A 20,765-nucleotide genomic window follows, 5' to 3' on the forward strand; every position below is an offset into this window, starting at 1 on the left:
GCCGTCTGCGACGGCGTCTCCAGACCGCACTCGAGACTGACTCCACCGATCTGGCCGTTGCGCCTGTCGGGAGTTTGGTCCGTACCTATCTGCGTGTGATGAGTGCTCGGGAATCGACGTTTGTCCTGCGGATTTCGAGGAAATCGAAGAATTCTTTGGTCCGCACCTTGACTTGTGATGCGAGTCACGCTTATATCTAAACCTGAGTTTAGATTTACATGTTGAGGACGGGGAGGCGTGTCGTGCAGGCACTCGTGGTGGACGCCGGTGGACCGGCGGACGTCGGACCCTTCCTGCTCCGTCTCGTCGCGGGGTCTGTCGATCATCGGACATGCCGCCCAGAAGTCCTTCGGATGGCTCGGCAGGGTCGGACTGTCAAGCACCGCAGCAGTGTTCGATCGTTTGGGCCACTCTCCGGGTCGACCGATGGTGCTGATCGCGTCGATCGCCGAGATTCGCGGGTCGTTGCTGTTGATCGTCGGCGCGCTGCTCCGGTGGCCGGTGCGGTCCTCCTCGGCCTTCGTTTCCCCGTCTGGGCCCCGGTTGCGGCTTCTCCTTCGTGCGCACCCGGCTCCCGCTCGCGCTCTATCCAACCCGTACCAACTGCCATGGAGAACGAATGAAGAACAAGCTCAAGGTCCTAGGCCCAACGCTCGTGATCGCACTCGCCATTGCCGGCTGCTCCTCGAAGGCGACCGACTCTGACAGCCAGGCAGCAAGTGGCGACCTGAAGGCAGGTATCGGTGTCACCGCCGATGCGATCACTGTCGGATCGCTGGTGCCGCTGAGCGGTCCGATCGGTGGCCTCGGTCAAGATGGCGTTGCCGGCATCCAGCTGTGGTTCGACAAGGTCAACAAGAACGGTGGCGTGTGTGATCGTCAGCTGCGGATCGAGTCGCGCGACAACAAGTACAACACCCAGGAGACCATGACGCAGTACACGTCGCTGCGTTCGGACATCGCCGCGATCGTGAATCTGTCTCCTGGCACGGATGCGGTGACTCTCGGGCCAAAGCTCGCTCAGGACGGACTGGGCGTCATGGCCGGCTCTTTCGACCCCGTGCTGCTGGCCGTGCATGAGGCATTCATGCCGGGTTCGCCGTACGACGTGGAGGCCGTGAACGGCGTGGCCTACCTGGTGAAGCAGGGGGTCCTGAAGGAAGGCGACACGATCGGTGTCATCGCGTATCCGAACGGTATCGGAGCGGCGGTTGCAAACGGTGTCGCCGGTGCGGCTGAGCAGTTCGGCCTGAAGGTGGAGAACACAAAGATCGACAGCACGGCGACGGACGCGACCGCGCAGGTCAACACCTTGCGGCAAGCGGGTGCAAAGGCGATTGTTATGGGAACCGCAGCTGCACAAACTGTTTCGGCGGCTTCTGTGGCGAAGGCCAGCGGGTATGACGTGGTCATTCAGTCCACGAATCTGCTGTCCAGTGGCGACCTGGCAGGACCGGCACGCGATGCGCTTGCCGATCATGTCGTCCTGACATCCAACAACGCACCGTTCAGCTCGAATGCGGCACCGGTACAAGAACTCTTGTCTGCCTGGACGGCTCAGTACGGCGACCGGCCCGCCACGTCGCCCGCCGCCTCCGGCTATTTGATGGCGCAGTTGCTCGAAAAGGGCTTGAGCCAGGCCTGCAAGGACAAGGATCTCACCCCGAAGGGCATTACTGCTGCGATGAGCAAGATGGGCGCCATCTCCACCGCCGGGCTTGCTGTCGATCTCGATTACTCCACTCCGGGCAAGGCTCCCTCGCTGTCCTCCTTCATCATCAAGCCCGATCCGAATGCCAAGGGTGGCACAGTAATTGTGCAGGACCCCGCAGCCAGTGACGCCGCGGTCAAGTACGCGGCCGGCAAGGGCTACACCAAGTGATTGCAGGGCAGGGAGGCTCACGATGATCGAAGTCGATTCCCTTGCAGTGAGTTACGGAACCGCCAAGGTTCTCCATGACGTGAATCTGCGCGTCGATGACGGGCAGATCGTAGCGCTGATCGGAAACAACGGTGCCGGAAAAACCACACTCCTGCGGGCACTCTCGGGACTACTAGGGGCCCAGGGTGGACACGTGGTCGCCGGGACCATTCGCGGCGAGGGTCTGGATCTCAACCGGAGCAAGGCCGACAAGATCGTTCGGCACGGCATCGTCCAGGTGCCGGAAGGACGTCGAATCTTCGCGCAACTGACCGTCCAGGAAAATCTCATGGCCGGCGCACTGTCGGTGCGCTCTCGGTCCCGCGTGGCGGCCAGCTTGAGCCGAGTACGCGAGCTCTTCCCGATCCTGGTGGATAGGTCGGGGCAAACCGCCGGCTTGCTGTCCGGCGGGGAGCAGCAGATGCTCGCGATCGGACGGGCTCTGATGAGCGAGCCGAAGGTACTGCTCATGGATGAGCCGTCGTTGGGTCTGGCGCCGCTCATCGCTCAGCAGATCATGGAGACGATCACACATGTGAACGCGGACGGGACGAGTGTCCTTCTGGTCGAACAGAACACCAGGCTCGCTCTGTCCGTCGCACACCATGCGTATGTCCTGAACGGCGGGACCATGGCAGCCGAAGGGCCTGCGGCGGAACTGATCGACTCCGACATGCTCCTCGAACTCACACTCGGCAAGACTGCCGCTCACGGTTCCGCCGTGTCGGCCATGACAGGGGAAGGGCACGATGTCTGAAATAGACGGGAATCTTCTCACGGCCGAGGGCTTGACGGTTCGGTTCGGCGGTGTCCTGGCACTGGACAATGTCTCGTTCGCTATCAAGCGCGGCACCATTCATGCATTGATCGGTCCGAATGGAGCCGGGAAGTCGACGTGTTTCAACGCTCTCACCGCGTTGTACCCGCTGGCGTCGGGCGAGGTCCGTCTCGGTGATGAGCGGCTCGATACTCTGCCGCAACACGAGATCGTCACCCACGGAATTGCTCGTACCTTCCAGAACCTGGTGCTCCCACCGCACCTCACCGTCGCGGACACACTTCGGGTCGGGCGTCACCATCGGACCCGCACTGGGATGCTCGCCGCGGCATTGGCTCTGCCGTCGGCTCGCCGTGAGCGAGCCGAGGACGAGCGAGTAGTTCAGATAATGGCGGAGGCGCTGGGTATCGAGGAGTACCTCGACCAGCCTGTCGGGCCACTACCGTATGGCATCCGCAAGAAAGTGGAGATCGCGCGCGCCCTGTGTGCGGAGCCGTCGCTGCTGTTGCTCGACGAGCCGGTTGCGGGCATGAACGACGCCGAATCACGTGCTCTAGGTGAGCAGATCCGGGAGTGCCGAGACCGCTTCGGCCTCACTGTGCTCCTCGTCGAGCACGACATGGAGTTGGTGCTCACTCTCTCCGACCACGTCACGGTCTTGCAGTCCGGCAGGGTGATTGCCGACGGCGCACCTGACGTCGTGCAACGGGACCCTGCTGTCATCGCCGCGTACCTCGGTACGGACGCGACGCCCTACGAATTGGAGAGGACTTCTCGTGGATAACTTTGTGAATGCCTTGGCTGGGGGACTGTCACTCGGTGCGCTGTATGCCGTGATGGCCCTCGGATTCGTGGTCATTTACCGGGCCACCGGAATCCTCAATTTCGCCCACGGTGGGTTCCTGCTCTCGGGTGTCTTCGTGGCGGCGCTGGTCAGTGAATCGCATGGCTATCTGGTGGGTGTGCTGGCCGGACTCGCGGCGGGTGCGTTGGTAGCGATCATCATTGATGTTGTTTTCATTCGGCAGTCCCGGACTCAGGATCATGTGACGCTGACGATCCTGACTCTCGGTGTGAACTTGCTGATCGTCACCGAAGTCAGCCGTCGTCTCGGTTCGGAGTCGTGGGCCCTCAACGATCCGGTCGGGGACCGGATAGTCGAATTCGGGATGATCACCATGCCGGCGTCGCGGCTCATTGCGCTCGGGGTTGCGGTAACCGCCATCGTCGTGTTTCTGCTCCTGTTCCGATTCACCAACTGGGGCCTGGCGATGCGCGTGGGCAGCCAGGACGCAGAGGTCGCCAAGCTGATGGGTGTGCGTCTGTCGCGGGTGTCCTGGACCAGCTGGGCCATCGGTGGTGCGCTGGCTGTTCTCGCCGGATTGTTCCTTGCTTCCTTCCCGGCCGCGGGTGTTTCATCTTCCTTGGCGGACACGGCGTTTCGCGCCTTTCCAGCCGCAGTGATCGGTGGTCTGGGATCGGTCGGCGGCGCTTTGGTCGGTGGCATGATGCTCGGCCTGACGGAAGCATTCGCGGCGACCTACGAGAGCGCATTGGGCGGATGGGCGCACAACCTGTCCGGTATCAGCGCGTGGATACTGCTGTTGGTTGTTTTGCTGGTGAGGTCCGAGGGTCTGTTCAGTTCGAAGCAGGTGGCCCGTGTCTAGAGGACGTTTGCTCGTAGCCGGACTCCTGGTAGCGCTGGTTGTCGCACCGTACTTCGTCACTGAATTCTGGTTGCAGGTCGGCGGTCTGGCCATGGCTGCAGCGATCGCTGCGATGGGCTTGACGATGCTCGTGGGCGTCGCCGGTCAGATTTCGTTGGCCCATGCAGTCTTTGTCGGCATCGGAGCGTATGGATACGTCATCCTGGCGAGCCCGTCGGGTGAGAACGTGTGGGGCCTGGGTCTGCCACCCGTTGTTGCTGCTGTCGGGGCAGTTCTTGCCGCGGGGATCGGTGGCCTGCTGCTCAGCCCGCTCTCGAGTCGGGTGACCGGACTCTACTTGGCGGTCGTCACCATCGGGTTGGTGTTCATCTGGGTCCACTTCCTCAACGAGGTCGAGCAATTCAGCGGTGGCTATATCGGCCGGGCGGTACCGGAATTCGATATCTTGGGCTTGAACTTCGGTGACAGCGAGCCGTGGCACATATTGGGCGTGCCCTTCGGTGCAGTGGAAAAACTATGGCTGCTCGGAATCGTCCTGGTAGTGGTCACCTATATTGCTGCCCGCCGGATCGTGCAGGCCAGGCCCGGACTGGCCCTGTCGATGGTGCGCGAGAGCGAAGTGGCGGCCGCATCCATGGGGGTCAACGTGGGCCGGTACAAGGCCGGGGCCTTCTTCGTCGCCTCGGTGTACGCGGGCATTGCCGGCGTGTTCCTCGCCGTCACCATTCAGTTCATTACCCCACAGGCGTTCGGGTTCACGCTTTCCACTGATTACTTGGTGATCATCATCATCGGCGGTCTCGGCAGCTTGCGCGGTGCCATCGCCGGTGCCGTGTTCGTCACGGTCCTGCCCCGACTGCTCGGGCAGTTCGCGGGCAACATCCCGTTCCTTGTTCCCGTGGGCCAGGGTGGCATCGACGCCAACGTGATGAGCGTCTTCGTCTACTGCGGCCTGCTGATTCTCGTCATCATGTTCGCCCGCGGCGGGCTCGACCGGGTCCTGGGGTGGATGGTCGGGCCGCAACGCCGCTCCCGCCCGGCGCCTGAGCCGAAGCAGGACCCGGTGCCCCAACCCGAACCGGACCCGGCGCTGGAGCCCGAGCACGAGAAGGAGACCGTCTGATGTATACGTGGCTGCACGTTCTCGACTGGCGTGCCACGTCCGATCCGGACACCCTCGCGGTGAGCGACGACGGTGAGCAGTTGACCTATCGTAACCTCCGGGATCGCGTGGAGGAGGCTGCCGCGAGTTGGTACGCCCTCGGTGTCCAGTCGGAGGATGTCGTCGCGGTACTCGCCCACAACAGCGCCGAATTCCTCGTCCAGACACTCGGTCTCATCCGGCTCGGAGCACTTCCGCTGCTCGTCAACTGGCGAATGACCGCGCACGAGATCGATCGGCTGCTCGACGTCACCAACCCCGTCGGCATCTTCGCCGACGAGGCGTGCCGGTCCGTTGTCGGTCACCGCGGCGACCTCGTGCGCGTGGCAGCCGGACAGGGCGGCGACGGCTGGATCGAGGCCGACAGTGTCGTCGGTCCGCCCGCGCCGTACCCGCGGGAGCGGCTGCGCAGCGATCAGGTGGCCTTCCTCATGCACACCAGCGGCACCACCGGGTTGCCCAAGGTGATCCCGCTCGACCACGGCTCCCTCATCCGCGGGCTCGCGGGGTTCGCGATCGACATCGGCGACCAGCAGCGGGGCAGCCGGCACCTGGTGATGATGCCGCTGTTCCATCTAGCGGGTTTCGCCCAGGCGATGCAGTGCTTCCTCACCGGGGGAACGCTTTTCATTCACGACGGAGTTCAGATCGACCGCGTCATCGACACGATCGTGCGGGACCGCATCCAGTTTTTCACCGCAGCCCCGACCATCATCGAGATGCTCGTAGACGCGATGGAGGGAGCGCGACAGGGGGAGGACCTGTCGAGCCTGCGCGAGGTGCAGTACGGTGCCGCGCCGATCGACTCCGATTTGCTGGAGCGGGCCGTACGTGTCGTGTGCCGGCGATTCCGGCAGATCTACGGCAGTACAGAACTTCAGGGATTCCTGACCGTCCTGCGACCGGAGGATCATGTTCCCGGCAGCACCCGACTCGGTTCCGCGGGCCGAATCTCGCAGGGCTGGGAGGCGCGTATTGCCGGTCTCTCCGGGGACCCGCAGCCGTTCGGCGAACCCGGCGAGCTGTGGGTTCGCAGTGAGAACATCATCCGCGAGTATTGGCACAATCCCGAGGAGACGCGGGCGGCCTTCACCGACGACGGCTGGTACCGAACGGGTGATATGGCGGTGCTCGACGAGGACAGTTTCCTCTATATCGTCGGGCGCTCCAAGGACATGATCATCAGCGGCGGCGAGAACGTCTATCCCGCCGAGATCGAGCGCGCGCTGCTCGATCATCCCGCCGTGGTCGAGGTCGCCGTCGTGGCACGGCCGCATCCGAAGTGGGGCGAGACCCCGGTGGCGTTCGTCGTCTGCGCCCCGGGCGTGGATCCGGACGAAAGCGAGCTCGCCCGCCACTGCCGGGAGCGGCTGGCCGGTTTCAAGTGCCCGTCCTCGATCGAGCGCATCGCGGAACTGCCGCGCAACGCCCTGGGCAAGGTGCGCAAGGTCGAGCTGCGTGAACGCCTCGCATTCGGGCCCGCGTGAACGACCCCTGGCCAGGGGTACGAGAGGATTGAGTGAACATGCACAACCACCACCGTTCGATCGGACGGATGCTTCAGCACTGGTCGCAGGAACGGCCGGACTCACCCGGCATCGCCGTCGAGGGCGTGGCCGAACGCACCTTTGCCGAGTGGTACCGGCGCAGCAGCCGGCTCGCCACCGGTTTCGCGGGTCTGCGGCCAGAGGGCATCGGAGGGCGCGGTGTCGGATTCGCCGGCAAGAATGCCGTGACCTGGGGCGAGGTGCTGGCTGCGGCCTCGCTGACGAGAGCCTTTGCGGTGCCGCTCAATTGGCGGCTGAGTCACCGGGAAATGCAAGAGATCGTCGCGGACGCGGGCCTGGATGCGATCGTGGTCGAGGCGGAATTCATGCCGCTGATGGGGCACCCGGTGCCCGAGGACGGCCGTCCCCGGCTCCTCGTCCCGGGCGCACCGCCCCAGGACTTCGAACTGTGGCTGGCGCAGTGGTCGGCGGACCCCGTAGAGCCGCAAGCGGATCCGGATGACGTCGCGCTCGTTGTCTACACCTCGGGAACGTCGGGCCGCCCGAAGGGCGTGCAGTTGTCCAATCGGGCCATAGCTGCCAACCTCGCCTCCGGTCCACCGTGGCAGATCCACCCCGGGGACGTCGTGATGGTGCCGGCTCCGAACTTCCACATCTCCGGAACGGGATGGACCTTCTACTGTTTGGGGCTGGGTGCCGGCTCGCACCACGTCCTGGAAGTCCGCCCGGAGTTGGTGTTGCGCGTCCTCGCTGGTGGACGGGTCAACCACGCCCTGACCGTGCCGGCGGTTGTGCAGATGTTGGTCGGGCACGAGGACGCCCGGAAGTCGACGTACAAGGGGCTGCGCACCCTGATCTACGGAGGGTCGCCGATGTCGCCCACCGTCGCAGCGGTCGCGCAGGAGGTCTTCGACTGTGACCTGATGCAGGGCTACGGCATGACCGAAACCTGCGGGCCGATCACCACTCTCGACGCCGACGATCATCGCAGCGGAGGTGAGCGGCTCGCTTCGGCCGGCCGGCCCGTGTCCGGTGTCGAGATGGGCGTCTTCGATCCCGTCACCGAGGAACGCGCTCCGGTGCGGACCACCGGTGAGGTCTGGACGCGCAGTGAGATGCTCCTGACGGGCTACCGCAACCAGCCGGACGAACTGGCCGCGGTGCTGCGCCCCGATGGCTGGTTCCGGACCGGTGACGCGGGCTACCTCGACGAGGACGGCTACCTGTTCCTCTGTGACCGGGTCAAGGACATGATCATCACAGGTGGTGAGAACGTGTATCCGGTGGAAGTGGAGAATGTGCTCATGTCCCATCCCGGCGTGCGCGACGCCGCCGTCATCGGCGTACCGCACGAGCGCTGGGGCGAGACTGTCAAGGCCGTGGTGGTGCAGTCCGGCGCCGCCACGGACGTGGACGAGCTGATCGCCTACTGCCGGGAGCGTCTGGCGCACTACAAGTGTCCGACCACGGTCGACGTGGTGCCGGAACTTCCGCGCAACCCCAGCGGCAAGCTCCTCAAGCGTGAGCTGCGCAGGCCATTCTGGGAGGGGCGCGGGCGAGGGATCGCATGAGTGTTCTGGGAGGGATGGAGGGGGATGACTGTGGTTGCCCGGTATGAGGAGGTGGCGCGGTCACTGTCCCAGCGGATCGAGGACGGGTCCTACCCGGTGGGATCGAAGTTGCCGACCGAGGTGAATCTCGCCGACAGCTACGCGGTGTCACGAGCCACAGTCCGCTCGGCGTTGGATTCCCTGGAGCGTCTGGGCATGGTGTCGCGGCGGCGCAAGATCGGGACGCTTGTGGAGTCGGCGCAGCCCACCAGCGGATATATGCGCACCGTTACGAACATGAACGACCTGGTGCAGTACTCCGTCGAGACCCGGCGGCTGGTGTTGTCCCGGGACGAGGTGGTCGCCGACCAGGCCCTCGCCGACCGGATCGGCGGCCACGCCGGCGACGCGTGGACCCTGATCCGCATGCTGCGGCTCGGCGAGTTGGGTGAGGAACTCCCGGTGTGCCACACCGACGTGTACCTCGACCCCGAGGTCGCCGCTATCGTCGGGGACCGCCTCGAGCGTCCGGATGGTCTGATCAACGAGATCGTGGAGCGGTGTACCGGGCGGCTGACCGATCGTGTCGAGCAACGCATTCGCGCGTGCGCCCTGCCGAAGGGCCTTGCCGCGCAACTGAAGGCCGAGGCCGGTTCGCCGTGCCTCGAAATCACCCGCAGATATGTCGAGAGTTCGGGAGCAGTGGCCCAGGTGACCGTGTCGATCCACCCGGGCGATCGCTTCGATTTCAACGTGCCGATGCAGAGGCAGCGTTGAGAAGAGTCATGGAGGAAAAGTGAGGATCACCGAGATCCGCGAAATCGATGTGCCGCTGGTCGGGGCCATCTCGAACGCGGTAGTCAGCTTCGACCGGCACAAGGTCTCCCTTGTCGCCGTTTTCACCGACACCGTGCGCAACGGGCGGCCGTTGGTGGGTGTCGCCTTCAACTCGATCGGACGGCACTCCCAGGGCGGCATCCTGCGTGAGCGGATGATCCCGCGGGTGCTCGACGCGGACCCGGACACGCTCCTGTCGCCCGCTACCGGGCTGCTGGATCCCGCCCGGGTTCTGCGGTGCGCGCTCACCGACGAGAAGCCCGGCGGCCACGGAGACCGCGCTGCGGCGGCGAGTGCGATCGAGTTGGCCCTCTGGGACCTGCTCGCCAAGTATCACGACGAACCGGCCTACCAGACGATCGCGCGTGCCTACGAGCGGACACCGCTGGCGGCGGGGGCGCCGGTGTATGCGGCCGGTGGCTACTACCAGGACGTCGACGACCTCGGTCGGCTGCGCGCGGAGATCGCAGGCTACCTCGCGGCCGGATACCCGGCCGTCAAGATCAAGATCGGCGGTCTGCCGCTCGACGAGGACCTGCGCCGAATCGAAGCTGCCATCGAGGTCACCGGGAGCGGACAGCACCTGGCGGTCGACGCGAACGGCCGCTTCGACCGCAGGCAGGCCCTGGAATACGCCGAGGCGCTCGCGCCGTACGGCCTGCGCTGGTACGAGGAGGCGGTCGATCCGCTCGACTTTGCCCTGTACGGCGAACTCAGCGAGGCGTACGACGGCGTGATCGCGACCGGCGAGAACCTCTTCTCCACACAGGACGTCGGCAATCTCCTGCGCTTCGGTGGATTGCGGTCGGACCGCGACATCCTCCAGATGGATGCGGGTCTGAGCTACGGGCTGACCGAGTACGCGCGGATGATCACGCTCATGGAACAGCACGGTTTCGACCGGACCGCCGCGATGCCGCACGGCGGGCACCTGGTGAATCTGCACATCGTCGTCGGGCTTGGTCTGGGTGGCTGCGAGGCCTATCCGGGTGTGTTTCAGCCGTTCGGCGGTTACAGCGCCGACTGTTCCCTGGCCGACGGTCTCATACGGCCGGCCGACCACCCCGGGTTCGGACTGGAGGCGAAGATGGGATTGGCGGAGAAGGTTGCGGGGTTGGTGGCATGACTGTGCAACTGCGTATCGCCGTGGTGGGCTGCGGCGCGATGGGCTCGGTATACGCAGGCCGGCTGTCGGCCGCCGGCCACGACGTGCTGGTGGTGGACTCCTGGGCTGATCACGTCCATGCCATCGCAACCTCGGGCCTGCAGATCTCGGGTCCGGACGGGGATCGGGTGGCATCGATCCGTGCATTCCCGACGACCCCACACGAGGTTGTCGACCTCGTCGTGTTGGCGGTGAAGGCCGCCGATGTCTCCAGCGCCGCAGCCACTCTCGGCGGGCTGATCGGCGCCGACACCGTGGTGCTCACGATTCAGAACGGCTTGGGCTCGGCCGACGAGGTCGCCCGGCACGTGGGGGCGGACCGGCTCGCGGTGGGCATCGCCAGCGGTTTCGGTGCGTCACTGGTCGCCCCCGGTCGGGTGCACCACAACGCGATGCGGGCGATGCGCTTCGGCTCCTACGCCGATCTCGCGTTCAGCGCAGTGGACCGGGTCGCCGAGGCCTGGCGAACGGCCGGGTTCGACGCCCGCGCGGTCGACGACATCGCCGCCATGCAGTGGGAGAAGCTGATCTGCAACGTCGCCTACAGCGCCCCGTGCGCGCTGACCGGACTCACGGTGGGGGAAGTCCTCGACCACGAGGAGATGGGCCCGGTGAGCCGGGCGGCCGCAACCGAGGCGTGGGAGATCGCCAAGGCCCGCGGAATTGCCGTCGACGTGGACGATCCGGTCGCGTTCGTGCGCGACTTCGGGGCCCAGATGCCCGCGGCGAAGCCGTCGGCGTTACTCGATCACGAGGCGGGGAGGGTCGGCGAGATCGCGGTGATCAACGGTGCCGTTCCCCGGGAGGCCGCCAAAGTGGGCCGTCTTGCTCCGGTCAATGCGACGCTGACGGCGCTCGTGCGGACCCGCGAGGCCGGCTTCGGGGGACGCCCGAACCGCTGATCCCGGTCCGCGCGGCCGGCTCAGAGGTCTCCGGGACCGCTGAGCCGGCCGCGTACCGCTGTCATCGCCGCCACCACGGGGGACACGAGGTGGGTCCGTGCACCAGCACCCTGACGTCCCTCGAAGTTCCGGTTGGTCGTCGACGCCGAACGTTGCCCGGGACCCAGCGCATCCGGATTCATAGCGGTGCACATCGAGCAACCGGCCGAGCGCCACTGGAACCCGGCCCGGGTGAAGATCCGGTCGAGCCCTTCGGCCTCGGCTGCGGTCGCGACGGCCTGCGAGCCCGGAACCACGAGGGCCCGGACGCCGGGAGCCACGGTGCGCCCGCTCAGCACCCGGGCCGCGGCGCGCAGGTCCTCGAGCCTGCCGTTGGTGCACGACCCGATGAACACCGTGTCGACCGCGATGTCGCGGACGGGGATGCCCGGCTCGAGGTCCATGTATGCCAGGGCGCGCGCCGCCGCCTCGCGCTCGTCGGGATCGGCGTACTCGTCGGGGGATGGGACGACGCCGTCCAGTGGCACCGAGTGACTGGGGATGGTGCCCCAGGTGACGGTCGGGGAGACGTCGGCGGCGGACAGCACTCGGGTGCGGTCGAAGAGGGCGCCGTCGTCGGTGTGGAGGGTCCGCCAGTACGCCAGCGCCTCGTCCCACCGGGCTCCCGCCGGAGCGTGGGGACGGCCGCGCAGGTAGGCGAAGGTCACGTCGTCGGGCGCAACCATGCCGCCGCGTGCACCGCATTCGATGGTCATGTTGCACAGCGTCATCCGCTGCTCCATGCCGAGCGACCGGACCGCGCTGCCCCGGTACTCGACGACGGCCCCGGCGCCACCGTTGGGGCCGAGGGCGCGTACGACGTGCAGGGCGAGATCCTTGGCGCTCACACCCGGAGCGAGGTCTCCCTCGATCCGCACCTGCATCGCCTCCGGGCGTTCCAGCCAGACCGTCTGCGTCGCCAGGACATGCTCCACCTGGCTCGTCCCGATCCCGAAGGCCAGCGCCCCGAAGGCGCCGTGGGTGGAGGTGTGCGAGTCGCCGCACACGATCGTCAGACCGGGCTGAGTCAGGCCCTGCTCGGGCCCGATGACGTGAACGATGCCGTTGCCGGACGAGCCCATCGGGTGGTGTGGCACCCCGAAGGCCGCGCAGTTGCGGCGGACCAGCTCGAGTTGCAGCCGGCTCAGTGGATCGGAGACCGGTGAACCGGGCCCGGTGGTCGGCACGTTGTGGTCCTCGGTCGCCATCGTCAGGTCCGGACGGCGGACCTGTCTGCCGGCCGCCCGGAGCCCTTCGAAGGCTTGGGGGGAGGTCATCTCGTGCAGCAGGTGCACGTCGACGTAGAGCAGGTCGGGGCCGTTGCTGCCACGGACGACGACGTGCTCGTCCCACAGCTTGGCGAACAGGGTGCGCGGTGCCACGGCGGTTGTCGCAGTCGTCAGTCGGTGACGGCGACGGGCCTGCGGCGGTCCGCTTCGGTCCGGGGCGTGTGGGTGACGTCCTCCGGGCCGAATTCGCGCATCCAGCAGGCGAACTCGAGCAGAATGCCGTCGGGGTCCTGGAAGTAGAACGAGCGGACGTACACGCCATCGTGCATCCCGGTCGCCACCTGGGACGGACTGTCGTCGTGGTTCACGATCGGGCCGACCCGTACGCCCGCCTCCTTGAGCCTTTGGCGGTAGTCCTGAAACTTCTCCGGCGGGACGTCGAAGGCGATGTGATTGAGCGAGCTGACAGCGCTGGTCCATTCACCGAAACCCGGCTTCTCGACAGGGGCCGAGATGCCGGGCACGCCGTCGGGCGCCTCGGCGAACCAGAAGAATGCGAGGGAGTTGCCGTTGCCGGCGTCGAAGAAGAAGTGCTGGCCGATGCCGTCGGGGAGGTCGACGGTCTTCACCAGGGGGAGGCCGAGGACGTTGCTGTAGAAGTCCACGGTGCGTTCCATGTCCGAGCAGACGAGCGCGACGTGGTTGAAGCCGCGGATCTCGAAGTTGGGTGTGCTCATAGGGCTTCCTTTCGAGGTGGTATCTGATTCTAACATCAGGTTCATATTTGATCAACGGTCGAAGTGCGGCGAGGGGGGCGGGTCGAAGAAGGTCGGGTAGAAAAGGCGGCAGACGATCTGAAGATTGCAAGGGAAGGGTGCACACATGGCTGATCCGGCGAAGGGTCGACCGACACGGCGGGGTCGAGAGACGTTGGAGGCGATCGATACCGCTGCGCGAAAGGTGATCGCGGAGAAGGGCTTCCTGAAGATGAGGGTGGCCGACATCCTGGCCGAGGCGGGGAGGTCCCCGGCGTCGTTCTACAACTATTACGACTCCAAGGAGGCGTTGCTCGAGCGCTGGGCCCGTCGATTCCAGGACGAGGCACGCGCGCGTGCGCAAGCCGGCCGTCAGGTGGCCGGTCGCGAACCGCGGGAGCGTGTGGCTGCGTCCGCTCGGGCGCACTGGGAGACCTACCGGGAGTGGCTCGCGGAGATGGTGGGCGTCTTCCAGCTCGCCATGGTCAACGACGATTTTGCTCAGGTCTGGGATGAGCTGTGCGCCGAAGCAATTGCCGGAATCGCCGAGGAGATCACTCTCGCTCAGGGGCGGGGTTACTGCCCGGGCGTCGATCCTCACCTCACCGCCACGGCGATCGTCGGGATGATGAACATGTTCAGCTACGAGAAGCTCGCGAACGGACGCGCGGCCGATGTCGACGACGAGGCGTGCATCGCGACGCTGGCCGAGATCTGGTATCGCGCCGTCTACTGGCGACCGTGAGCGATGGACAGCGGCTCGACGGCCATGATACTAAATCTGAACCCAGATTTATAAACTAGGAGTCGCAGTGGCTGTCGAACGCATCTTTGTCGGATTGCCGAGTCTCGATCTGCCGCGCTTCGGCGCAGGCGGACACCCGTGCCAGGGGCTGTACCACCGGTTGGCGGGCACACGCCCGAAGACGGCGGTGATCGCGACGCACTATCAGATCGATTTCTCCGAGCACTACATGGCGGATCTCCTGGCGGAACGGGGGATCGGCTTCCTCGGCTGGAACACCCGGTTCCGTGGGGACGAGGCGCATTTCATCCTCGACTATGCCCTCAGTGACATCGGGGCAGGTGTCCGCTGGCTCCGCGAGCAGGCCGGGGTGGAGAACGTCGTACTACTCGGAAACTCCGGAGGCGGTTCTCTCATGGCCGCCTACCAATCCCAGGCAGTGGCACCGAAGATGACCCCTCTGCCCGGCATGCACCTGGCATCAGGTGTCGCGGAGTTGCCGGCCGGTGACGCCTACATCTCGACCGCTGCCCACCTGGGTCGGCCCGAGGTGCTCACCGCGTGGATGGATGGTTCGGTCACCGACGAGAGCGACCCGCTGGCAACCGATCCGTCCCTCGACCTGTTCAACCCGGACAACGGGCCGGCATACAGCGCCGAGTTCGTCGAGCGCTACCGGGCAGCTCAGGTCGCCCGCAACCACCGCATCACCGGCTGGGTGAAGGACGAGCTCGAGCGGCTCACTGCCGCCGGCTACCACGACCGGCCGTTCTCGATCTTCCGAACCTGGGCTGACCCGCGGATGGTCGATCCCACCATCGAGCCCACCCAACGGAAACCGAATCTCTGCTACGCCGGTGTTCCGGAGCGGGCCAACCGTTCGGTGTTCGGCATCGCCTCGGCGTGCACGCTGCGTACGTGGCTGTCCCTGTGGAGTCTCGAGGACTCCCAGACTCGGGCGCGCGCACACCTGCCCAACATCACCGTCCCCGCGCTCGTGGTGAACGCCCTCGCGGACACCGGTGTGTTCCCCAGCGACGCAGCGGCGATCCTTGACCTGATCGGTGCGGAGGACAAGGAATTTCACGAGATCGTCGCCGATCACTACTTCCTCACCCCGGGTGCTCGTGACGAGCTCGCCGACCTGACCGCGGCCTGGATCGAGAAGCGATTCGGAGTGTCGAAGTAGCCGCTGCGCCCGACCGTCAGAGCCCGACGCGCTCCCCGGCGTGCGCGGATCCCAGCCACGTGTGTGGGTTCCCGTTCCAGCACCAGCCCAGCTTCGGCTTGCGGTCGCTGATCCACAGCGCCGGCACGCGCTTGTCGCCGCAGCGGGACGCCAGTAGTGAGAAGCACTTGTTCTTGCGCAACATGTCGGGGCGCGCGGTGACGAGCGCGATGCCCTCGTCGATGGTGAGCGGGCTGCGGCCGTCGCCGGTGATCTTCACGAGCGCGTCCTGCGGCGTGACGTTGAGGAATTCGGTGCCGGTGTCGATGTCGAACAGCAGGTAGCCGGGACCGTCGGGGACGTCGACGCCCTCGATCGGCCGGAACGTGGTGAGCTCGCCCGCCTCGAGGACGGTGAATCCCTGCTGCTTGCCGAGTGCGGTGCGGGCCGTCGTCTCCTGCCGGGGAAGCCCGGTCGGGACGAGCACGAACGGGATGTGGTCCTCGCCGCGCTCGACGTCGGCATCCGGGCGGGCGGCGACGACGTCACGCAGCGGGGCCAGCCCGTCACGGAACGCGGATTCGGACCTTCCGGCCAGGGCCGGATAGCCGAGTCGGACGAGGTGGTCGAGTTGACGGTCGAATTCGGCGAGGGCATCGGACATGGGTCATCCTTTCGACGGCAGCGGATGGTCCAACGCGCGGGCGGCGGCATTGGTTCCCCGATCGGCAGGGAAAGCTGCCATACTCCGGCCAGGGTCGCCGCGCCGGACGCGGCGGGTTCGAAAGTGGTGAGTGTGATGGCCGCTCCGGCTGCAGTCGACGGACTCGGGTCACCGGCGGCATCGCCGCCCAGGGCAGGGGTCCTGGACATCTTTCTTCTTTCCCTGAATATCCTTGGCCTCCAGGATATTTCGGTCGCCGACTCGGTGCGCGATCCCGGCCGCCGAGGCGCGTTCGCGCCGTTCCTGCCCGCGTCGAACATCGAGTCGGGAAGCACGCTGCCGGTGCACCCGTCCGCGGCGCGGGTGACACTCGACCGCACCGGCCGGGAGGTCGTGCTCGCAACGGATTCGGGTGCGATTCACGTCGGCGCCGAGGCGACCTGCCTGTCGCTGTGGATCGTGCCCGGCCACGGTGCCGTGCTCGCGTGCGAGGCGTTGGCGACCGGTCCGGGCGGGGACCTCGTCGACTGGCGTGCCGGTGAGATCGACCAGGTCCTCGCGCGGTTCCTCGCGCCGTTCGGGCTCACCGTCGATGCCCGACTGCGCGACGTCTTCCCGGACCTCGATAGCGCCGACCTCGATACCGCCCTGTCGAATCTTCGGCTGCCCGACCTCGTCGCCGGTGCGGGTCACGAGCGTGCCTCGGCGGCCCTGGCGATCGAGGTGACCGGCGACGGCGGTGACCGGGTCCGCCGGCGGGTCGACGGCCGCGGCACCGACGCGGCGGGGTGGAGCTGGGAGTCGATCGCGCTGGTGGAGCGCCCGGTGCGGGCGGGTGCGGCCATCGCCGTCCGCGAGGACGCCGGGGCGATCGTGTTCGACCTCGACGCGACCGCCGGCGACCACGACCACGACATGTTCGGCGTGGGCGAGATGGTGCGCGCCCTCGTGCCGTGGGTCGCCGTCCGGGCCCGCCACGCCGGGGACTACCGGCTGGTGCTCGACCACCTGCGTGACCACGACGCGCTCGAGGACGGTCGACTGCTGGCCGCGCTCGACGACCTCGCCGGGGTGCAGGCGCGGCGCATGGAACGCGTCCTGCTGGCGACCGAGGCGCGGCACGACGGTGCGTCACTGCCCCGGATGTCGCCCGCGCAGTTGCGGACGGTGCTGGTGCGACGGTTGTCGGCGGAGATGACGGCCCTCGATGCCGAACTCGGTGAGGCGACCCGGGTGATCGAGCGCGCGTTGCTGCGCAGTGCCGAACGGCGCGGGAGCCGGCACTCGCGGATCGCCCAGGCCTGGTCGGTCGCCGCCGGCGCCATCGCGGTGGTGGCGGTGTTCGCCGCGCTGGCCGCGGTGCCGGCGGTGGACCAGCCGACGCTGTTCGGGCACTGGATCGAGGCCCTGGCGGCGACGATCGCGATCACCGCCGGTGTCGTCGCGATCGCGATCCTCTGGCGGCGCCCGTCCTGACCGGTCCCGGCAGACGGCATGTACCGCGTTCGGCCGGATGGCAGGATCGGGGCATGGCACTCACGCTGAATCTTGTCGGTGACCCGGACGCGGACGCCCTGTTGGCGTCGGACCCGCTCGCGCTGCTGATCGGGATGCTGCTCGATCAGCAGGTGCCGATGGAGACGGCGTTCGCGGGACCGAAGAAGCTCGACGACCGGCTCGGCGGCCTGGACGTCCACAAGATCGCGGAGATGAGCCCGGACGACTTCATCGCGGTGTGTGCGCAGCCGCCCGCGGTGCACCGGTTCCCGAAGTCGATGGGGGAGCGGATCCAGTCGCTGTGCGGCTACATCGTGGAGCACTACGACGGCGACACCGCCGCGATCTGGACGTCGGGCGACCCGGACGGCAAGGAAGTGCTGAAGCGGCTCAAGGCGCTTCCCGGGTACGGCGACCAGAAGGCGCGGATCTTCCTGGCGCTGTTGGGTAAGCAGATCGGTGTCGAGCCCAATGGCTGGCGCGAGGCCGCTGGCGCCTACGGCGACGAGGGCGCGCGCCGCTCGATCGCCGACGTCGTCGACAGGCAGACGCTCCTCGAGGTGCGCGAGTTCAAGCAGGCCGCCAAGGCCGCGGCGAAGGCGGCGAAGGGGAAGTAGGGACGCCTGGATGAACGATGACGGGTCGCTGCTGTGCGGGCGATGGGCGGAAGCCCCTCCTGCTGGCGCGCGGCGTCGACTTCACCCAGGCCCCGGCGCGGCAGATCTCGGTCACCACGGGGAAGACTAAGCTCAGGATGGATTCCATGGCACACGTTCAACGTTTCGACCACGTCGGCATCACCGTCGCGGACCTCGACGCGGCAACCGCGTTCTTCGTCGGACTCGGTCTCGAGGTGGAGGGCACCGGGTCCGTGGAGGGTGAGTTCGTCGAGACCGTGTGCGGCATCCCCGGTGCGCACTGCAACATCGTGATGCTGCGGCCGCCCGGCGGCGGGTCCCGGCTGGAACTCTCGGCCTTCGTCACGCCCGATCACGTGCCCGGATCGCCGACAGCGATGGCCAACGAGCTCGGGCTGCGCAACGTGTCCTTCGAGGTCGGCGATCTTCAGGCGGCCGTCGACGCTGTGGCTGCGGACGGGTACGGGCTCGTCGGTGGCATCGGCGAGTACGAGAACAGCGTGCGCATGGCTTACGTGCGTGGGCCCGAAGGGATCATCGTGTCCCTGTTCGAGCAGATCGGCTGACGCGCGAGTCCGATCATCGTCATTCGGGGGCAACCAGGTTCAGCCGGGCGGTGCGAAGAACTCGAGCGCGACGTTGTCGGGGTCGCGGAAGGACAGCCCGGAACCGTAGGCGGCGGTCTTGATGCCGCCGTGCGCGATGCCGAGCTCGTCGAGACGATCCCGCCAGAATTCGAGTTCGCCGGTGGTGCAGGCGAATGCGACGTGGTCGAGGCCGATCCGTCGTTCGTCGAACTCTGCGTCCGGGCGCTCGCCGGTGTGGGTGTGCAGGCCGAACATGGTCCCGCCGCCGAGCACGAAGACGGCGTGATGGAAGGCCCCGGATTCCTCGTCCTCGTCGAGCACCGGCGGCGACCCGAACAGGCGCGTGTACCACTCGGTGCTGACGGCCATGTCGGACACCGTGACCGCGATGTGGGTTAGAGCTGGGAACGGCGCCACAACGCACCTCTTCCTCCGGAACGGCGATACAGACCACGGTAGCGTCGTTCACCGCTCCGGAGGGAGGGATTGGATCCGTCAGACCCCGTCGGTTTCCGGTTCCGGACGCTGCCGTGGGCGCTCGTGCTCGCGGGAGAACAGCCCCGGCTGAGTGCCGTGCGCGAGCACGGCGTGCTCGTACGCCGACTCGGCGTGCAGCGCGAGGTCGATGCCCGACGTCTCCTGTTCGGCGGTGACGCGGAACCCGACGAGCCGGTCGATGAGCTTGCCGAGGCCATACGTGACACCGAACGCGTACAGGCCGACGACGGCGACCGCCAGCGCCTGCTTGCCGAGCTGCGCCAGCCCGCCGCCGTACAGCAGACCCTCCACGCCGCCGGTCATGACCTCCGCGGCCAGCAGTCCGATGAGCAGCGTGCCGATGATGCCGCCGACCAGGTGCACGCCGACGACGTCGAGCGCGTCGTCGTAGCCGAAGCGGAACTTCCAGCCCACCGCGAACGAGCACACGGAGCCGGCGACGAGGCCGATCACGGCCGCGCCGACCATGCCGACCCAGCCGCACGACGGGGTGATCGCGACCAGGCCGGCGACGACGCCCGACGCCGCGCCGAACGTGGTGGGGTGCCCGTCGCGCTTCTGCTCGACGAACAGCCAGCCCAGCAGGCCCGTGCAGCCGGCGACCAGGGTGTTGAGGAAGACCGCGGCGGCGGTGCCGTCGGCGGCCATCGCGGAGCCGGCGTTGAACCCGAACCAGCCGAACCACAGCAGGCCGACACCGAGCAGCACGAGCGGCAGGTTGTGCGGGCGCATCGGCTCGCTGCGGAACCCGATCCGCGGGCCGAGAACCAGCGCCAGGGCCAGTGCCGACGCGCCGGAGACGATCTCGACCACCAGGCCGCCGGCGTAGTCGAGGGCGCCGAGCTTCGAGATCCAGCCGTCCGGTCCCCACACCCAGTGCGCGACGGGGACGTAGACGAGCAGCGCCCACACCGGCACGAAGAACATCCACGACGAGAACTTGGCGCGGTCCGCGATCGCGCCGCTGATCAGCGCGGCGGTGAGGATCGCGAACGTCAGCTGGAACGTCGCGAACAGGAACTCGGGAACCTGACCGTGCACGGTGTCGGGGGTGATGCCCGCCATGCCGAAGTGTTCGAGGCCGCCGATCAGGCCGCCGCCCACGTCGTCGCCGAACGCGAGGCTGTACCCGACGAACAGCCACACCACGGTGACCAGGGCGATCGAGACGAAACTCATCATGATCATGTTGAGGACGCCCTTGGAGCGGACCATGCCGCCGTAGAACAGGGCCAGGCCTGGCGTCATGAGCAGCACGAGGGCGGTGCTCACCAGCAGCCAGGCGGTGGTGCCGGCATCGATTGTTTCGGGCATGTCAGTTTCTCCTCACCGTCGCGGGGCGACCGCACGCGAGAAACGACGATCGTCGCCTCCGGTTTCACCGGCGCTGCCGCGCTGTTGCGAGCGTGTTTCGGAAATCTCTCGCCGATTCGCGGGCCGGACGGCACCCGGGTG

General features: G+C 67.0%; 21 protein-coding genes. 16 read left to right on the forward strand and 5 right to left on the reverse strand.

Annotated features, from left to right (window positions below):
- Positions 1–267 precede the first annotated feature (267 nt).
- From J2X34_RS16625 to J2X34_RS16675, 11 genes are all read left to right on the forward strand, one after another.
- Positions 268–705 carry a DoxX family protein gene (locus J2X34_RS16625; RefSeq protein ID WP_181818751.1) on the forward strand — a complete coding sequence of 146 codons (438 nt, stop codon included), beginning with the start codon at positions 268–270 and terminating at the stop codon, positions 703–705.
- Positions 620–1,882 carry an ABC transporter substrate-binding protein gene (locus J2X34_RS16630; RefSeq protein ID WP_429518461.1) on the forward strand — a complete coding sequence of 421 codons (1,263 nt, stop codon included), beginning with the start codon at positions 620–622 and terminating at the stop codon, positions 1,880–1,882. The genes J2X34_RS16625 and J2X34_RS16630 overlap by 86 nt, the downstream gene beginning before the upstream one ends.
- A gap of 22 nt (positions 1,883–1,904) precedes the next feature.
- The gene (locus tag J2X34_RS16635; protein ID WP_429518463.1) at positions 1,905–2,678 is read left to right on the forward strand and encodes an ABC transporter ATP-binding protein; all 774 of its coding nucleotides are present in this window, start codon (positions 1,905–1,907) and stop codon (positions 2,676–2,678) included.
- The gene (locus J2X34_RS16640) at positions 2,671–3,483 is read left to right on the forward strand and encodes an ABC transporter ATP-binding protein (RefSeq protein ID WP_429518465.1); all 813 of its coding nucleotides are present in this window, start codon (positions 2,671–2,673) and stop codon (positions 3,481–3,483) included. Before J2X34_RS16635 ends, J2X34_RS16640 begins: the two co-directional genes overlap by 8 nt.
- 4 nt (positions 3,484–3,487) lie before the next feature.
- Positions 3,488–4,366: a branched-chain amino acid ABC transporter permease gene (locus tag J2X34_RS16645; RefSeq protein WP_429518647.1), complete on the forward strand. Its 879-nt coding sequence runs from the start codon at positions 3,488–3,490 to the stop codon at positions 4,364–4,366.
- Between the two features lie 7 nt (positions 4,367–4,373).
- Positions 4,374–5,489 carry an ABC transporter permease subunit gene (locus J2X34_RS16650; RefSeq protein ID WP_429518467.1) on the forward strand — a complete coding sequence of 372 codons (1,116 nt, stop codon included), beginning with the start codon at positions 4,374–4,376 and terminating at the stop codon, positions 5,487–5,489.
- On the forward strand, positions 5,489–7,015 hold the full coding sequence (locus J2X34_RS16655) for a class I adenylate-forming enzyme family protein (protein WP_429518469.1): 1,527 nt from the start codon (positions 5,489–5,491) through the stop codon (positions 7,013–7,015). The genes J2X34_RS16650 and J2X34_RS16655 overlap by 1 nt, the downstream gene beginning before the upstream one ends.
- 68 nt (positions 7,016–7,083) lie before the next feature.
- On the forward strand, positions 7,084–8,607 hold the full coding sequence (locus tag J2X34_RS16660) for an AMP-binding protein (protein WP_181818750.1): 1,524 nt from the start codon (positions 7,084–7,086) through the stop codon (positions 8,605–8,607).
- Between the two features lie 24 nt (positions 8,608–8,631).
- Complete coding sequence (locus tag J2X34_RS16665; RefSeq protein ID WP_114721320.1) at positions 8,632–9,363, forward strand: GntR family transcriptional regulator; 732 nt, start codon at positions 8,632–8,634, stop codon at positions 9,361–9,363.
- Between the two features lie 19 nt (positions 9,364–9,382).
- A complete protein-coding gene (locus J2X34_RS16670; protein WP_114721318.1) occupies positions 9,383–10,549 on the forward strand; it encodes an enolase C-terminal domain-like protein in 1,167 nt (388 codons plus the stop codon).
- A gap of 8 nt (positions 10,550–10,557) precedes the next feature.
- Complete coding sequence (locus J2X34_RS16675; RefSeq protein ID WP_429518649.1) at positions 10,558–11,490, forward strand: ketopantoate reductase family protein; 933 nt, start codon at positions 10,558–10,560, stop codon at positions 11,488–11,490.
- A gap of 20 nt (positions 11,491–11,510) precedes the next feature.
- Here J2X34_RS16675 and leuC read toward each other — a convergent pair whose 3' ends face one another.
- Together leuC and J2X34_RS16685 are read right to left on the reverse strand one after the other, a co-directional pair.
- Complete coding sequence (gene leuC, locus J2X34_RS16680; protein ID WP_429518652.1) at positions 11,511–12,932, reverse strand: 3-isopropylmalate dehydratase large subunit; 1,422 nt, start codon at positions 12,930–12,932, stop codon at positions 11,511–11,513.
- Positions 12,929–13,495, reverse strand: coding sequence for a VOC family protein (locus J2X34_RS16685; protein ID WP_174907698.1), 567 nt, complete (start codon positions 13,493–13,495; stop codon positions 12,929–12,931). Before J2X34_RS16685 ends, leuC begins: the two co-directional genes overlap by 4 nt.
- A gap of 145 nt (positions 13,496–13,640) precedes the next feature.
- On the opposite strand from J2X34_RS16685, the gene J2X34_RS16690 reads away from it, so the two are divergent.
- Together J2X34_RS16690 and J2X34_RS16695 are read left to right on the forward strand one after the other, a co-directional pair.
- On the forward strand, positions 13,641–14,258 hold the full coding sequence (locus tag J2X34_RS16690) for a TetR/AcrR family transcriptional regulator (RefSeq protein WP_429518477.1): 618 nt from the start codon (positions 13,641–13,643) through the stop codon (positions 14,256–14,258).
- A 67-nt stretch (positions 14,259–14,325) separates the two neighbouring features.
- Positions 14,326–15,447: an alpha/beta hydrolase gene (locus tag J2X34_RS16695; RefSeq protein ID WP_429518479.1), complete on the forward strand. Its 1,122-nt coding sequence runs from the start codon at positions 14,326–14,328 to the stop codon at positions 15,445–15,447.
- A gap of 16 nt (positions 15,448–15,463) precedes the next feature.
- On the opposite strand, the gene J2X34_RS16700 is transcribed toward J2X34_RS16695, so the two are convergent.
- The gene (locus J2X34_RS16700) at positions 15,464–16,090 is read right to left on the reverse strand and encodes a DUF5701 family protein (protein WP_114721310.1); all 627 of its coding nucleotides are present in this window, start codon (positions 16,088–16,090) and stop codon (positions 15,464–15,466) included.
- Positions 16,091–16,354: 264 nt separating this feature from the next.
- Between J2X34_RS16700 and J2X34_RS16705 the strand changes: the two genes are divergently transcribed.
- From J2X34_RS16705 to J2X34_RS16715, 3 genes are all read left to right on the forward strand, one after another.
- On the forward strand, positions 16,355–17,566 hold the full coding sequence (locus J2X34_RS16705) for a hypothetical protein (protein WP_429518481.1): 1,212 nt from the start codon (positions 16,355–16,357) through the stop codon (positions 17,564–17,566).
- 53 nt (positions 17,567–17,619) lie between these two features.
- Complete coding sequence (locus tag J2X34_RS16710) at positions 17,620–18,204, forward strand: HhH-GPD-type base excision DNA repair protein (protein ID WP_114721306.1); 585 nt, start codon at positions 17,620–17,622, stop codon at positions 18,202–18,204.
- A gap of 146 nt (positions 18,205–18,350) precedes the next feature.
- Positions 18,351–18,791, forward strand: a complete 441-nt coding sequence (locus J2X34_RS16715) for a VOC family protein (RefSeq protein WP_114721417.1) — start codon at positions 18,351–18,353, stop codon at positions 18,789–18,791.
- A 39-nt stretch (positions 18,792–18,830) separates the two neighbouring features.
- Here J2X34_RS16715 and J2X34_RS16720 read toward each other — a convergent pair whose 3' ends face one another.
- Together J2X34_RS16720 and J2X34_RS16725 are read right to left on the reverse strand one after the other, a co-directional pair.
- Entirely contained in the window at positions 18,831–19,229 is a 399-nt protein-coding gene (locus J2X34_RS16720; protein WP_114721304.1) for a VOC family protein, read from the reverse strand.
- Between the two features lie 78 nt (positions 19,230–19,307).
- Positions 19,308–20,624: an ammonium transporter gene (locus J2X34_RS16725; protein WP_114721302.1), complete on the reverse strand. Its 1,317-nt coding sequence runs from the start codon at positions 20,622–20,624 to the stop codon at positions 19,308–19,310.
- Between the last annotated feature and the right edge of the window lie 141 nt (positions 20,625–20,765).

The organism is Rhodococcus sp. BE178 (genome assembly GCF_050433545.1).
Classification (GTDB): domain Bacteria; phylum Actinomycetota; class Actinomycetes; order Mycobacteriales; family Mycobacteriaceae; genus Prescottella.